A 14,195-nucleotide genomic window follows, 5' to 3' on the forward strand; every position below is an offset into this window, starting at 1 on the left:
CTGTCACTACGCGGACCCGCTTCTGGCCTTACGGCGGGGGCGGGTTCTGCGCCGGGGGGTCGCCCGGTCCTTCCCAGAGCTGGCGACCCCCACCTTGTGCGGCGAGGAGGGGGAGAGAATGAGCGGACACCATGGAGGCTGGCAGCAGGCCCGCCGACCGGAGCCGAAGCCGAAGCCGGACACGAAGCCGAAGCCGGATCGGCCTGTCGAGCCCGCGCCGTACATTCCCGGCCCCATCGGGCCGTTGGTGCCGCCCCCGATCTTCCCGAGGATCGGCGGGGGTCGGGAGTGAACCCGCTCGTCGCCACGGGCGACGTGCTGACCCTTCAGCCGTGCGACTACTGCATCGGGCAGACCGTCCTATGGTTGAAGGTCACGTACGTCCCCCGGTACGCGAACTTCCTGGCGTCGCGGTGGGTGCGGCTGGAAGGGCTGGAGCTGCGTCCCGACGGCACGCCGTGGCGGGAGCGCGTCGTCATGGTCCGGGTGCAGGCGATCATCGACGACCCGCCGGTCCGGCTGGAGCCGGGGGCGCGGGAGCTGTGACGGGCCGCCACCCGCCGAGGCACGCCGGCGGCCCGTGTCTCACCTGCGGCAGGCCGTGGCCGTGCTTCGAGCGCCAGTTGGCGAGTCTCGTCGAGTTCGCCGGCCGGGGGGAACTACTCGTGGCGTACCTGGGTGACTGGTACCGCCTGGGGGTTGACGAGCGGAAGCGGCGTGGCCTGCCGCCCGATCCGGACATGGAGCTGCGGCACCTGGGGTGGCTCGACATGGTCCTGCCGGCGCAGGGCGAGCAGCGCAGCGGCGATGCCTGAGGCCGGGCCCAGGAAGCCGCAGTGCGGGGATCTCCTGCACGTCACCCGTGCCGCCAGCGTCCAGTTCGTCCGGCCCATCGTCTTCCGGGTCATCCGCGTCCACGACGACTGGCACACCTACCACGGGTGGCTGTGGCTGGACGGATACCAGATCGACGCCAAGGGCGATGCCGTGGCCCGCCGCTCGATCTATGTCCAGCCGCCGGGGCTACGGTGGCTGACCGCCGCCCCGAGCCCGTCGACAGCGCCTCCCGGCCCCGTCCGGCGACCCAGCGTGACCGGCAGGCGTTGAGGAAGGCTCAGTCCTCGCCGACCGGCGGGGCGTGGTCAGCGTGCCAGGGTGTGCCGTCGTGCCCACCGGGCGATCGCTGCGGCGATGGCGTCGGGCCGGTCCTCGGGCGCGTGGTGGCCGGCCGGGCCGCAGTGCTCCGTCTCCAGGGCCGCCAGGTGCGCCGCGCACCAGTCGGCCTGCTCCGGGCCGATGAGCAGGGTGGGCGAGGAGTCGAAGGTGAGCAGCAGCTTCGGCACGTCGCTCGTGGCCAGCCAGTGCCCGTACCCGGCCACCCGCTCGGCGACGTCGGCCGGCTCGCCGTCGAGCGGCAGCGAGCGGGCCCACTCCAGCAGCGGGCGGCGGCTCTCCCGGGTCGGGTAGGGCGCCCGGTAGGCGTCCAGCTCCGCCTCGGTCAGCGGGTGCAGCACCCCGCCGGTGTAGGCCGAGTCCAGGAAGAAGTCGCTGTCGAGCACGAGGGCCTCGCCCTGCGGCCCGCGCATGGCCTCGGCGCGCGCCCGGGGCCCCTGGCCCAGCTCGGCCCAGGACATCGGCCGCACGATCGTCTCCAGGAAGGCCACGCCGCGCACCCGGTCGGGGTGCCGGGCGGCCCGGTCGAAGGCGAGCGAGCCGCCCCAGTCGTGGCCGACGAGCACCACCTCGTCCAGGCCCAGTCGGTCGAACCAGGCGTCGAGGTAGCGGGCGTGGTCGGCGAAACGGTACGGCAGGTCAGGCTTGCCGGAGCGGCCCATTCCGATCAGGTCGGGGGCGAGCAGCCGGGCGGGCAGGTCGAGCGCGGGCAGCACGTTGCGCCACAGCCGGGACGAGCCGGGGTTGCCGTGCAGGAATACGAAGGCCGGGCCGCTGCCGGCCTCCTCGTGGTACATCGTCGAGTCCAGGACGGTCGTCACCGGCATGGCGGGGCCCCTCAATCGTTCGTCTCACTAACGGTTCTGCCCGCCGAAGCTAATTCGTTAGTGTGACTAACGCAAGGGGTATGCTCGTGGCATGAGCGACAGCGGGTCCGAGCCGACGCGCGCCGCCGACCGGTCGGCCGCCCCCGCGCGGCTGCGTAACCTGCCGACGCGGCTGCTGTCCCTGGCGGCGATCCACTCGGACCGTCGGGTGAACGAGGAACTGGCCCGCGTGGACGCCCGCAAGTGGCACTACGCGGTGCTCGCCGCCCTGGACGAGGCCGGCCCCGCGAGCCAGGCGGAGCTGAGCAGCCGCACCGGCATCTACCGCAGCGACATGGTCGCGGTGCTCAACGAGCTGACCGACCGGGGGCTGGTGGACCGCGCGCCCGATCCCGCCGACCGCCGCCGCAACGTCGTCACCCTCACCGGGCCGGGCCGCCGCCAGCTCCGCAAGCTGGACGGGCTGCTCGCCGACGTGGAGGACGAGGTGCTCGCACCCCTGACCCCGCCGGAACGCGAGCAACTCACCCGGTTGCTCGCCGCCCTGGTGTACGGCCGGAGCCGCGACGGGTGAACCGCGCGGTGTTTGCCGGCGCGTCGCGGCGGGGCATTGACGGTGATCCGGTCAGGCAGTAGACCTTGGTGATGGAGGCCCGCGCATGAGCAGAGCACCCCTGTCCCTCGAAGAGTTACGGGCCGCCGTCGCCGCCGGCAAGCTCGACACGGTGGTGCTGGCGCTGGTCGACATGCAGGGCCGGTTGCAGGGCAAGCGGTTCCACGCGCCGTTCTTCCTCGACCAGGTGGTGGAGAACGGCAGCGAGGGTTGCGACTACCTGCTCGCCGTGGACGTCGACATGAACACCGTCGACGGGTACGCGATGTCGAGCTGGGAGCGCGGCTACGGCGACCTCGCCATGGTGCCCGACATGGACACGCTGCGCCGGGTGCCGTGGCAACCGGGCACGGCGATGCTCCTGGCCGACCTGGCGTGGCCGGACGGGTCCGGGCCGGTGGTCGCCTCGCCCCGGCAGATCCTGCGCCGCCAGCTCGACCGGCTCGCCGCGCACGGGCTGACCGCGTACGCCGGCACGGAGCTGGAGTTCGTCCTCTACCGCGACTCGTACGAGGACGCCTGGCGGCGCGGCTACCGCGAGCTGACCCCGGCGAACCAGTACAACGTGGACTACTCGCTCCTCGGCACCTCCCGGGTCGAGCCGCTGCTGCGCCGCATCCGCACCGAGATGGCCGGCGCGGGCCTGACCCCGGAGAGCGCCAAGGGCGAGTGCAACCTCGGCCAGCACGAGATCGCCTTCCGCTACGACGAGGCGGTGGCCTGCGCCGACCATCACGTGATCTACAAGAACGGGGCGAAGGAGATCGCCGCCCAGGAGGGCATGTCGATCACCTTCATGGCCAAGCCGAACGAGCGGGAGGGCAACTCCTGCCACATCCACTTCTCGCTGCGCGACGCCGACGGCCGCTCCGCCATGCTCGGCGAGGGCCCGGCGCACCTCAGCGTCACCGGGCAGCGGGTGCTGGCCGGGCTGCTGGACACCATGCGCGAGTTCAGCCTGCTGTTCGCCCCGAACATCAACTCGTACAAGCGGTACCAGCCCGGCTCGTTCGCTCCGACCGCGCTGCGCTGGGGCACCGACAACCGCACCTGCGCGCTGCGGCTGGTCGGCCACGGCGAGGGGATGCGGGTGGAGAACCGGGTGCCCGGCGCGGACGTCAACCCGTACCTGGCGATCGCCGCGCTGGTGGCCGGCGCGGTGCACGGCATCGAACGCGAGCTGGAGTTGGGTGCGGAGTGCACCGGCAACGCGTACGACGACCCGGCCGCCGAGCGGGTGCCGGCCACCCTGCGCGACGCCCTGTCCCTATGGGAGTCCTCGACGATCGCGAGAGCCGTCTTCGGCGACGAGGTCCACGCCCACTACGCCAACCAGGCGCGCGTGGAGCTGACCGCCTTCGACGCCGCAGTCACGGACTGGGAACTGACCCGTGGCTTCGAACGCCTCTGACCCCCGCGATCTTGCACTTTTGGCCCCCGACGGAGAGAGAGGGTGGGGCATGACGCAGGTGGTGAATCCCGCTAGCGGGATTGTGGTGGGGGAGGTGGCGGCCACCTCGCTCGCGGAGGTCGACGTGGCCGTTGGGCGGGCGGCTCGGGCCTTCGAGGGGTGGCGGAAGGTGGCGCCGGGCGAGCGGGCGCGGGTGTTGCGGCGGTTCGCCGGGCTGGTGGACGCGTACCTGGAGGAGTTGGCCTCGCTGGAGGTGCGCAACTCCGGGCACACCATCGGCAACGCGCGGTGGGAGGCGGGCAACGTCCGGGACGTGCTCGACTACTACGCGGGCGCGCCCGAGCGGCTGACCGGCCGGCAGATCCCCGTGCCGGGCGGGTTGGACGTCACCTTCCACGAGCCGCTGGGCGTGGTCGGGGTGATCGTGCCGTGGAACTTCCCGATGCCGATCGCCGCGTGGGGCTTCGCCCCGGCGCTCGCCGCCGGCAACACGGTGCTGCTCAAGCCGGCCGAGCTGACCCCGCTGACCGCGCTGCGCCTGGCCGAGCTGGGCCGCGAGGCCGGGCTGCCCGATGACGTGTTCACCGTGCTGCCCGGCGAAGGGTCGGTGGTGGGGGAGCGGTTCGTCACCCACCCGGCCGTACGCAAGGTGTGCTTCACCGGCTCCACCGAGGTCGGCACCCGGATCATGGCCGGCTGCGCCGAACAGGTGAAACGGGTGACCCTGGAGCTGGGCGGCAAGAGCGCCAACGTGGTCTTCGCCGACGCCGACCTGGAAAAGGCTGCGGCCACCGCGCCGTACGCGGTCTTCGACAACGCCGGCCAGGACTGCTGCGCCCGGTCCCGGATCCTGGTCCAGCGCCCGGTGTACGACCGGTTCCTGGAGCTGCTGGAGCCGGCGGTCAAGAGCTTCCGGGTGGAGGACCCGGCGCTGGACACCGCCGAGATGGGCCCGCTGATCTCCGCCGGCCAGCGCGACCGGGTCGCCGGGTACGTCGACGGGGCGAAGGTCGCGTTCACCGGCTCCTGCCCGGAGGGCCCCGGCTTCTGGTACGCCCCGACGGTGCTGCTCGCCGACTCGCCGGCCGACCGGCACTGGCGGGAGGAGGTCTTCGGCCCGGTGGTGTCGGTGCTCCCGTTCGACGACGAGGCGGACGCGGTCCGGCTGGCCAACGACACGGAGTACGGCCTGTCCGGCTCGGTCTGGACCCGGGACGTGGGCCGGGCGATCCGGGTGGCCCGGGCGGTGGAGGCGGGCAACCTGAGCGTCAACTCGCACTCCTCGGTGCGGTACTGGACCCCGTTCGGTGGGATGAAGCGCTCCGGGCTCGGCCGCGAGCTGGGCCCGGACGCGCTGCACGCCTTCACCGACGTCAAGAACGTCTTCATCGCCACGGAGGAGTGAGCAGGTGCAGGGTCGGTTGGAAGGGCGCGTCGCGGTGGTCACCGGGGCGGGCAGCGGGATCGGGTTGGCCACGGTGCGGCGGTTCGCCGCCGAGGGGGCGCGGGTGGTCTGCGTCGACATCGACGCGGCGGCGGGCGGGAGGGCCGCCGAGGAGGTCGGCGGCGAGTTCGTCGCCTGCGACGTGGCCGACGAGGCGGCGGTGCGGGAGCTGTTCGACGGGGTGGTCGACCGGCACGGCCGGGTGGACGTGGCGTTCAACAACGCCGGCATCTCCCCGCCGGAGGACGACTCGATCCTGGAGACCGGCCTGGACGCCTGGGAGCGGGTGCTGCGGGTCAACACCACCAGCGTCTACCTGTGCTGCAAGCACGTCATCCCGCACATGCGCAGGCAGGGCAAGGGGTCGATCATCAACACCGCGTCGTTCGTGGCGCTGATGGGGGCGGCCACCTCGCAGATCGCGTACACGGCGAGCAAGGGCGGGGTGCTGGCGATGACCCGGGAGCTGGGCGTGCAGTTCGCCCGGGAGGGCATCCGGGTCAACGCGCTGTGCCCCGGCCCGGTGGCTACCCCGCTGTTGCTGGAGCTGTTCGCCGCCGACCCGGAGCGGGCCGCCCGCCGGCTGGTGCACGTACCGATGGGTCGGTTCGGCCAGCCGGAGGAGATCGCCGCGGCGGTGGCCTTCCTGGCCAGCGACGACTCGTCGTTCATGACCGCCGCGCAGTTCGTCGTCGACGGCGGGATCACCGGCGCGTACGTCACCCCGCTGTGACCCGGCCGCTGACCGGGGTGGGGTGACCGCCCTGGTCCGGGCCGCTGCGCGTTCCGACTGACGGGAGGGCCGTCCCACTTTTCGGTAGGTGGTGCGAGGATGGCGGCATGGGGAAGGTCTATCCGGCTATCGACGGTCGGCTGCGCGACTTCATCGAGCAGCAGTCCGTCTTCTTCGTGGCCACCGCGCCCTCCGGCGCCGAGGGGCACGTCAACCTCTCGCCGAAGGGGATGCGCGGCACCTTCGTCGTCCTCGGCCCGCACCGGGTGGCCTGGCTCGACTTCCACGGCAGCGGCGCGGAGACCATCGCCCACCTGCGGCAGAACGGCCGGATCACGCTGATGTTCTGCGCCTTCGCCGGCCCGCCCAACATCGTCCGGCTGCACGGGCGGGGCACGGCGGTGACGGTGGAGGACGCCGGCTTCGCCGACCGGCTCGGCGATTTCCCCGACCCGCCGGACCTGCACTCCGCCCGCGCGGTGATCACGGTCGACGTCGACCGGGTCAGCGACTCCTGCGGGTACGCGGTGCCCCTGATGGACTATCAGGGTGACCGGGACCTGTTAGTCAGGTCACACTCCCGGCGCACCACCGATGACCTGGTCACCTACCGGGCCACGAAGAACGCCGCGAGCATCGACGGCCTCCCGGTCTTCTGACGCCTGACGCCGGCCGCACCCAGTGTTCCACCGGCCGGCGGTGGCTGCCCTCCGTACCGATTTCCGCAGGCGGTCGGCGGTGATGTGTGGTGAGACCCGGGTTACCAGCGTCGCGCCGGGCGGATGCGTTACGTTGCTGGTCCGTCTGGGTAGAAGGCGGGGCACGACGGCGATCATGTGGTCGGCAGGGGACGACGATCGTGCGGTCGTCGGGGGGAACGGCCGATGCGGGAGGCTGTATGAGCTCGGCCCAGGGGGGCGAGGACGGGCTGCACCCGTCCGCCGGGAACGTCGATGAGACGATCCCGCCGCTGCTCACGGCCGCGTTCGCCGCCGGCGGCGAGATGGGGGAGCGGCTGGGCGGGTTCGACTGGACGACCAGTCCGCTCGGCTTCCCGGCCGGCTGGCCGGCGGCGCTGTGCCACGCGGTCGCCACGATGCTCTCCTCCCGGGCGCAGATCGTGATGTTCTGGGGGCCGGAGCACCGCGCCTTCTACAACGACGCCTACCTGCCGACAATCGGCGCCAAGCACCCGCACGCGATCGGCCAGCCCGCCCGGGAGCACTGGGTGGAGACCTGGGACGTGCTCGGGCCGCTGCTCGCCTCGGTCCGGGAGACCGGCGAGCCCTACCGGGGCGAGAACCACCCCTTCGTGCTCGACCGGCGCGGCTTCCTGGAGGACGTCTACTTCGACGTCTCCTACGACCCGATCCGGGACGCGGACGGCGGCATCAGCGGGGTCTTCTGCATCGTGAGCGAAACCACCGGCCGGGTGCTCGGCGAGCGCCGGCTGCGGGCCCTGGCGGAGCTGGGCGTCGGCCTGGCCGAGGCGGAGCAGTCCGGCGAGCTGGCGACGGCCGCCGCCCGGGTGCTGGACCGGTACCGGGCCGACGTCCCGTTCGGCCTGGTCTATCTGCGCGACGACGCCGGCCGGCTCACCCTCGCCGGGCGCAGCGGCTCCAGCGGCTCCGCGGCGGTCGCCGCGCCGCCGCTGGGTGGGACCGGGACCGCCGCGCCGCCGCTCGGCGGGACCGCCGCGGCCGTGCTGAGCCGGGTCGCCGACGGTGGGCCCGCCGCCACGGTCGACGTCGCCGACCTGCTCGCGGAGGTGCCCGAGGGGGTCGCCGGGCAGGCGCTGGTGCTGCCGCTGACCGCCACCAACGAGCCCGCGGGGGCCCTGGTGGTGGGGGTGTCCGCCCGGCTGCCGTTCACCGACGAGTACCGCACGTTCTTCGACCTGATCGCCGCCCAGCTCTCCCGCACGGTGGGCCGGCAGCGGGCGTACGAGCAGGAACAGGCCCGGGCCGCCGAGTTGGCCGCGCTGGACCGGGCCAAGACCAGCTTCTTCGCCAACATCAGCCACGAGTTCCGCACCCCGCTGACCCTGGTGCTGGGGCCCCTGGAGGACCTGCTCGCCGACCCGGCGCTGCCGGAGCCCTACACCGACCAGCTCACCATGACGCACCGCAACGCGCTGCGCCTGCTCAAGCTGGTCAACACGGTGCTGGACTTCTCCCGGCTGGAGTCCGGCCGGCTGGCCGCCCACTACGAGCCCACCGACCTGGCCGACTACACCTCCCGGCTGGCCAGCACCTTCCGCTCGGCCGCCGAACGCGTCGGCCTGCGCCTGGCGGTCGACTGCCCGCCGCTGCCCGGGCCGGTCTTCGTCGACCGGGACCTGTGGGAGAAGATCGTCCTCAACCTGGTCGCCAACGCGGTGAAGTTCACCTTCTACGGTGAGGTCCGGGTCCGGATCCGGGCGGTCGACGGCGCGGCCCGGCTGGAGGTCACCGACACCGGCGTCGGGATTCCCCCCGAGGAGCTGTCGCATGTCTTCGACCGGTTCCACCGGGTGCCCGGCGTCCGCTCCCGCACCCACGAGGGCACCGGGATCGGGCTCGCGTTGGTCCGCGAGCTGGTGGAGATGCACGGCGGTCGGGTCGAGGCCCGCAGCCGGGTCGGCGCGGGCAGCACTTTCACCGTGACCCTCCCGTTCGGCTCCGCCCACCTGCCCGCCGACCGGGTCCCGACCGACGTCCCGGCCGCCTCTTCCGCCCCTGCCGAGCTGGCGCAGGCCCGGCTCTTCGCCGCCGAGAGCGCGTTGTGGGTCGATGCGGCCCCGGTCACCTCGTCGGCCGTGGCCGCCGACCGGGTGACGGCCGGCCGCATCCTGCTCGCCGACGACAACGCCGACCTGCGCGAGCACGTCGCCCGGCTGCTCTCCCCGTCCTGGGAGGTGGTGGCCGTGCCGGACGGCGTCGAGGCGCTGCGCCAGGCCGTGCAGTCCCCGTTCGATCTGGTGCTGACCGACGTGATGATGCCCCGGCTGGACGGGTTCGGCCTGGTCACCGCGCTGCGCGCGGAACCGCGTACCCGGCATGTGCCGATCGTGTTGCTCTCCGCCCGGGCCGGCTCGGCCGAGGCGGTCGCCGGACTGTCGGTCGGCGCGGACGACTACCTGACCAAGCCGTTCTCCAGCGAGGAGCTGATCGCCCGGGTCCGGGCGAACGTCGAGCTGGGCCAGCTACGCGGGCAGATCATCCGGCGACTGCGCGCGCTGGCCGACGCCGCCGTCGCGGTGAACACCGCCCGCACCACCGCCGAGGTGCTCCAGGTGGCCGCCCGGCACGCGCTCGGCCTCGCCGAGGCCGCCCGGGTGGTGGTAACCGCGACCGGGGCCCGCTCCGAGGCCGACGGCGGCGGCACAACCGCCGCCGAACCGTCCATCGTGCTGCCGCTGACCGGCACCGCCGGGGAGCAGCTCGGCGAGCTGCGGGTCTGGGGGCGCGGGGAGGACACCACCGACACCGCCCAGGCCGCGTTGACCCAGCTCGCCCGGCTGATCGGCGTACGGCTGGAGAACGCCCAGCTCTACGAGGCCGAGCACCGCATCGCCACCACCCTCCAGCACAGCCTGCTGCCCAGCACCCTGCCCCGGCTGCCCGGCGCGGTGCTGGCCAGCCGCTACCTGCCCGGCAGCGCCGACGTGGAGGTCGGCGGTGACTGGTACGACGTCGTCGAGCTCGACGACGACGAACTCGTCCTGGTCATCGGCGACGTGGTCGGCAAGGGCGTCCGGGCCGCCTCCGCGATGGGCCAGCTCCGCAACGCGCTGCGGGCGTACGTCCTGGAGGGCTACGACCCGGGCAAGTCGCTGACCCGGCTCAACCGGCTGGTCGGCTCGACCGAGCAGTCCTCCTTCGCGACGGTGGTCTGCCTCCAGTTCTCCCCCCGCACCGGGCGGCTGCGCTACGCCAGCGCCGGGCATCCGTCCCCCCTGCTGATCCAGGGCGACGACGTGGGATTCCTGCACGACCACGCGCTCGGGCCACCGGTCGGCGCCATTCCCGCCGCGTCGTACCGGACGGTCGAGGACGAGTTGGCCCCCGGGGCCCGGCTGCTGCTCTACACCGACGGCCTGATCGAGGACCGCCAGCTCGGCATCGACGCCGCCCTCGGGCAGTTGCGCGACGACGCCACCCGGCACGTCGGGCACGTCGCCGACCTGGTCGACGTGGTCGTCGAGCGGGTGGCCTCCCAGCCGCGCCGCGACGACGTGGCGGTCCTCGGGCTGGAGGTGACCGAGCTGAACCGGTTCGCGCTGCGGCTGCCGGCCGACCCGACCCGACTCAGCGTGCTGCGTCGTCGGCTGGAGGACTTCCTCGTCGCCCACCGGGTCGATGAGATCGACCTGTTCGACCTGACAGTGGCGGTCTCGGAGGCCGCCGCCAACGCCATCGAGCACCCGGTCGAGCCGGCCGAGCCGACCATCGGCGTGGAGGTGACGATCGCCGACCGCACCGTGGTGGCCACCATCCTGGACAGCGGGCAGTGGCGGGAGTCGACCGGGGCGGGCTTCCGTGGCCGGGGGCTGGAGCTGATCAAGGCGCTGGGCGACCTGACGGTGCGCCGGACACCCGCGGGGACCGAGGTGACGCTGCGCCGGCGGCTCAAGGACTGATCGCCCCCGGCCCGTCGGGCGGGGCGGCTCGTGGAGCTCAGGCCGGCGCGACCCAGGACTGGTCGGCCAGGCCGGAGATCTCCAGCACCCGCCGGACCTGACGGGACGGCAGCACGGTCAGCGCGTCCGGGTACCGCTGGGAGAGCTGGACCGCGGCGTGGATCGCGGCGGAGTCGAAGAAGGTGACCGCCCGCAGGTCGAGGGTGACCCGCCCGGCCGGCTCACGCAGGACGGTCTGGAGCATCGTGTCGGCCGTGGCCATGTCCACCTCGCCGGAGACCACCACGCGGACGTGGTCGCCGTCGGTCTCCACCCGGGCGGCGAAGACGGGCGCCGCTCCCCCTTGATCCACGCAGAACACGATGGCACAGCGGAAGTTGCCCGGCAACAACCACCCGGTCGGCGCCGTGGTGGAGGTCACCGCCGCCGCCGGGCACCGCGCCGACGGGCCGCGAGTCGGGCCGGCGATAGGCTTGCGCCATGACCGTCCGTGCGCCGCTGACCCCCGGCACTCTCTCCCCGATGCGACCGGTGCCGGGTCACATCGTCCGACCGGAGTACGTGGGCAAGAAGCGTCCCCAGGAGTGGCGCGGCTCGCACGTGCAGACCCCGGAGACCATCGAGAAAATGCGGGTCGCCGGCCGGCTCGCCGCCCAGGCCACCCAGCTCGCCGGGGAGCACTGCAAACCCGGCGTCACCACCGACGAGATCGACCGGGTGGTGCACGACTTCCTCTGCGACCACGGGGCCTACCCGTCGACGCTCGGCTACAAGGGCTTCCCGAAGTCCTGCTGCACCAGCCTCAACGAGGTGATCTGCCACGGCATCCCGGACTCGACGGTCCTGGCCGACGGCGACATCATCAACGTCGACGTCACCGCGTACCTCGACGGGGTGCACGGCGACACCGACGCGACCTTCTGCGTGGGGGAGGTCAGCGAGGAGGCCCGGCTGCTGGTCGAGCGGACCCACGAGGCGATGATGCGGGGGATCAAGGCGGTCGTCCCGGGCCGGCAGATCAACGTGATCGGCCGGGTCATCGAGTCGTACGCCAAGCGGTTCGGCTACGGCGTGGTCCGCGACTTCACCGGCCACGGCATCGGCGAGTCCTTCCACAGCGGGCTCTACGTGCCGCACTACGACAGCCCCCGCCCCACGGACGTGATGGAGCCGGGGATGACCTTCACCATCGAGCCGATGATCACCCTCGGCACCTACCAGTACGACATGTGGGACGACGGCTGGACGGTGGTCACCAAGGACCGCAGGTGGACGGCCCAGTTCGAGCACACCATCCTCGTGACGGAGGACGGCCACGAAATCCTGACCCTGCCGTGACCGATACCCCCGCGGCCCTGCGCGAGGCGCACCACGCGGACGTGTCCGGCGGCTGGCTGCGGCCGGCCGTCTTCGGCGCGATGGACGGCCTGGTCACCAACATCGCCCTGATCGCGGGCGTCGGCGGCGGCGGGGTGTCGCCGCGCAGCATCGTGCTCACCGGTGCGGCCGGCCTGGTCGCCGGGGCCATCTCGATGGGCCTCGGCGAGTACACCAGCGTCCGGTCGGCCAACGAGCAGGTGGCGGCCGAGGTGGCCAAGGAACGCCGGGAGCTGGAACGGCACCCGGAGGCGGAGGCCCGCGAGCTGGCCGACGCGTGGGTGGCCCGGGGCCTGTCCCGCGACCTGGCCACCCAGGTCGCCGAGGCGGTGCGGCGCAACCCGGAGGAGGCGCTGCGGGTGCACGTCCGGGAGGAGTTGGGCGTCGACCCGGACGAACAGCCGAGCCCGTGGACGGCGGCGATCTCGTCGTTCCTGTTCTTCTCGGTCGGGGCACTGGTCCCGCTGCTGACGTACCTGTTCGGCGCGACCAGCCTGTGGTTGGCGCTGGCCGTCGGCGGGGTCGGGCTGTTCGTGGCCGGGGCGGTCGTGGCCCGGTTCACCAGGCGCCCCTGGTGGTCCAGCGGCCTGCGGCAGCTCCTGCTCGGCGCGGCGGCGGCCGGCGCGACGTACCTGATCGGCACCATGATCGGCGTCCAGGGCGGCCTGTAGGCCGCTCCCACCCGCGCAGGCGGCCCGAGGGCGCGGGTCAGCCGGCGAACAGGTCGTCGATGGTGCCGTCGACGGGCCGGCCCCGGGCGGTCAGCTCCTCGGCCTGCCGGGCCAGCACCGCGCCGACCTCAATCATGTCCGCCCCGGCCAGGCCGGTACGCCGGACCGCATCCCCCGGGTCGCGGAAGTAGGTGCGGCTGAGCAGCCCGTTCACCGTGGCCGCGGCCAGCCGGGCCTCGCCGAGCATCAGCAGCGCCTGGTCCGTCTCGTACCACCCGGCGAGCCGGGCGGCCCGGGAGTGCGCGGCGCAGCCCCGGTACCACGCCTGCCGGGCGGGATCGGTGAACTCCGCCGGCCGGGCCCGGGCCAGCCGGGCCAGGTGCTCGTCGCGCAGTGCCGGCAGCCAGCCGGTCGGGTCGTGCACCGGCCGGGTGGTGACGTACCGGTCCGCGGTGAGCGGCCACAGCGCGGTGATCGCCCGAGCCCGGCGGAGATGCTCCTCGGCGGCGGCGACGCTCAGATCGACCAGGACGCCGTCCACCCGCCGGGTCGCCGGGGCCGGGCCCACGCCGGCCCGGTACGTGGCGATCAGCAGCCCGACCTCGCCGTCCCCGCCGCCGTCGTCGTCACCGTGGGCCAGCGGGCCGTGCACCGCGACCGCGAGGACATCGGCCGGGAAGCGCCGCCTCGCCGCGTCCGCGACCCGCTCCGCCACCGACCACCGGGGATCGTCCTGGTACGGGTCCACGAACCACCTCTGCCTCGCCGACTGCCCGCCGGACCGGCCACCGGGAGGGCCGCCGCGACGCCGGCTCCACCCTAGTCACCGGTCGCCGACGCCGCCCGGACCGCCGCGCCCGGCCGGCACCAGCCGGAAGATGCGGATCTCCCGCCCGCCGGCCCGCTCGACGTACGTCCGGTACGCCGGCCACTCGGCGACCAGCAGCGTCCAGAGCCGGTCTCGTTCCGCGCCGGTGGCCGCCTCGGCCCGGACCGCTACCCGCCGGCCCTTGACGTCCACCTCCGCCTCGGGGTGCGTGAGCAGGTTCATCGCCCAGCCGGGCTGGTGCCGCTGCCCCCAGTTGGAGCCGATCACCACGTAGGCGTCGCCGTCCGGGACGTACAGCAGGGGGTTGCTGCGCGGCAGGCCGGAGCGGCGGCCGGTGGTGGTGATGACGAGTGAGGGGATCAGGCCGAGCGCGACCACCCGGCCCCGGGTGAGCCGGCCGACCACCCGGTCGGCGGGGACGAGCAGCCGGGCCGCCGCGCCGAACCAGCGGTGGCGGCCGAAGCGACGGGTGAGGGTTCCGAGAGCGGACACGCGA

At 73.5% G+C, this 14,195-nt stretch carries 15 protein-coding genes; 11 read left to right on the top strand and 4 right to left on the bottom strand.

The annotated features are described in order from the left end of the window. The first annotated feature begins 288 nt into the window (after positions 1 to 288). The 3 genes from ACH4T9_RS30150 (at position 289) to ACH4T9_RS30160 (ending at position 1,107) form a co-directional block, all read left to right on the top strand. Positions 289 to 546: a hypothetical protein gene (locus tag ACH4T9_RS30150; protein ID WP_396674701.1), complete on the top strand. Its 258-nt coding sequence runs from the start codon at positions 289 to 291 to the stop codon at positions 544 to 546. A gap of 77 nt (positions 547 to 623) precedes the next feature. Then, a complete protein-coding gene (locus tag ACH4T9_RS30155) occupies positions 624 to 815 on the top strand; it encodes a hypothetical protein (RefSeq protein ID WP_396674703.1) in 192 nt (63 codons plus the stop codon). Beyond that, a complete protein-coding gene (locus ACH4T9_RS30160; RefSeq protein WP_396674705.1) occupies positions 808 to 1,107 on the top strand; it encodes a hypothetical protein in 300 nt (99 codons plus the stop codon). Before ACH4T9_RS30155 ends, ACH4T9_RS30160 begins: the two co-directional genes overlap by 8 nt. A gap of 35 nt (positions 1,108 to 1,142) precedes the next feature. Here the strand turns inward: ACH4T9_RS30160 and ACH4T9_RS30165 are convergent, their stop codons facing one another. After that, positions 1,143 to 2,000, bottom strand: coding sequence for a haloalkane dehalogenase (locus ACH4T9_RS30165; RefSeq protein ID WP_396674706.1), 858 nt, complete (start codon positions 1,998 to 2,000; stop codon positions 1,143 to 1,145). Between the two features lie 91 nt (positions 2,001 to 2,091). On the opposite strand from ACH4T9_RS30165, the gene ACH4T9_RS30170 reads away from it, so the two are divergent. From ACH4T9_RS30170 to ACH4T9_RS30195, 6 genes are all read left to right on the top strand, one after another. Beyond that, positions 2,092 to 2,574 (top strand): MarR family winged helix-turn-helix transcriptional regulator, encoded by a 483-nt coding sequence (locus tag ACH4T9_RS30170; protein ID WP_396674708.1) that lies wholly within the window; start codon positions 2,092 to 2,094, stop codon positions 2,572 to 2,574. An 85-nt stretch (positions 2,575 to 2,659) separates the two neighbouring features. Further along, a complete protein-coding gene (locus ACH4T9_RS30175; RefSeq protein WP_396674710.1) occupies positions 2,660 to 4,024 on the top strand; it encodes a glutamine synthetase family protein in 1,365 nt (454 codons plus the stop codon). Between the two features lie 49 nt (positions 4,025 to 4,073). Continuing rightward, a complete protein-coding gene (locus ACH4T9_RS30180) occupies positions 4,074 to 5,429 on the top strand; it encodes an aldehyde dehydrogenase family protein (protein WP_396674711.1) in 1,356 nt (451 codons plus the stop codon). Between the two features lie 4 nt (positions 5,430 to 5,433). Beyond that, complete coding sequence (locus tag ACH4T9_RS30185; protein ID WP_396674713.1) at positions 5,434 to 6,201, top strand: 3-oxoacyl-ACP reductase; 768 nt, start codon at positions 5,434 to 5,436, stop codon at positions 6,199 to 6,201. Between the two features lie 107 nt (positions 6,202 to 6,308). Continuing rightward, complete coding sequence (locus ACH4T9_RS30190; protein ID WP_396674714.1) at positions 6,309 to 6,860, top strand: pyridoxamine 5'-phosphate oxidase family protein; 552 nt, start codon at positions 6,309 to 6,311, stop codon at positions 6,858 to 6,860. A gap of 239 nt (positions 6,861 to 7,099) precedes the next feature. Further along, positions 7,100 to 10,822, top strand: a complete 3,723-nt coding sequence (locus tag ACH4T9_RS30195) for a SpoIIE family protein phosphatase (RefSeq protein WP_396674715.1) — start codon at positions 7,100 to 7,102, stop codon at positions 10,820 to 10,822. A 37-nt stretch (positions 10,823 to 10,859) separates the two neighbouring features. Here ACH4T9_RS30195 and ACH4T9_RS30200 read toward each other — a convergent pair whose 3' ends face one another. Beyond that, a complete protein-coding gene (locus ACH4T9_RS30200) occupies positions 10,860 to 11,174 on the bottom strand; it encodes an STAS domain-containing protein (RefSeq protein ID WP_396674717.1) in 315 nt (104 codons plus the stop codon). Between the two features lie 128 nt (positions 11,175 to 11,302). On the opposite strand from ACH4T9_RS30200, the gene map reads away from it, so the two are divergent. Further along, positions 11,303 to 12,160 carry a type I methionyl aminopeptidase gene (gene map / locus ACH4T9_RS30205; RefSeq protein WP_396674719.1) on the top strand — a complete coding sequence of 286 codons (858 nt, stop codon included), beginning with the start codon at positions 11,303 to 11,305 and terminating at the stop codon, positions 12,158 to 12,160. Further along, positions 12,157 to 12,870, top strand: coding sequence for a VIT1/CCC1 transporter family protein (locus ACH4T9_RS30210; protein WP_396674721.1), 714 nt, complete (start codon positions 12,157 to 12,159; stop codon positions 12,868 to 12,870). Before map ends, ACH4T9_RS30210 begins: the two co-directional genes overlap by 4 nt. Positions 12,871 to 12,907: 37 nt before the next feature. On the opposite strand, the gene ACH4T9_RS30215 is transcribed toward ACH4T9_RS30210, so the two are convergent. Together ACH4T9_RS30215 and ACH4T9_RS30220 are read right to left on the bottom strand one after the other, a co-directional pair. Continuing rightward, complete coding sequence (locus ACH4T9_RS30215) at positions 12,908 to 13,618, bottom strand: nucleotidyltransferase domain-containing protein (RefSeq protein ID WP_396674722.1); 711 nt, start codon at positions 13,616 to 13,618, stop codon at positions 12,908 to 12,910. A 75-nt stretch (positions 13,619 to 13,693) separates the two neighbouring features. After that, positions 13,694 to 14,191, bottom strand: a complete 498-nt coding sequence (locus ACH4T9_RS30220; RefSeq protein ID WP_396674724.1) for a nitroreductase family deazaflavin-dependent oxidoreductase — start codon at positions 14,189 to 14,191, stop codon at positions 13,694 to 13,696. Positions 14,192 to 14,195 lie beyond the last annotated feature (4 nt).

The sequence above is a fragment of the Micromonospora sp. NPDC020750 genome (genome assembly GCF_044334565.1).
Taxonomy (GTDB): Bacteria; Actinomycetota; Actinomycetes; order Mycobacteriales; family Micromonosporaceae; genus Micromonospora.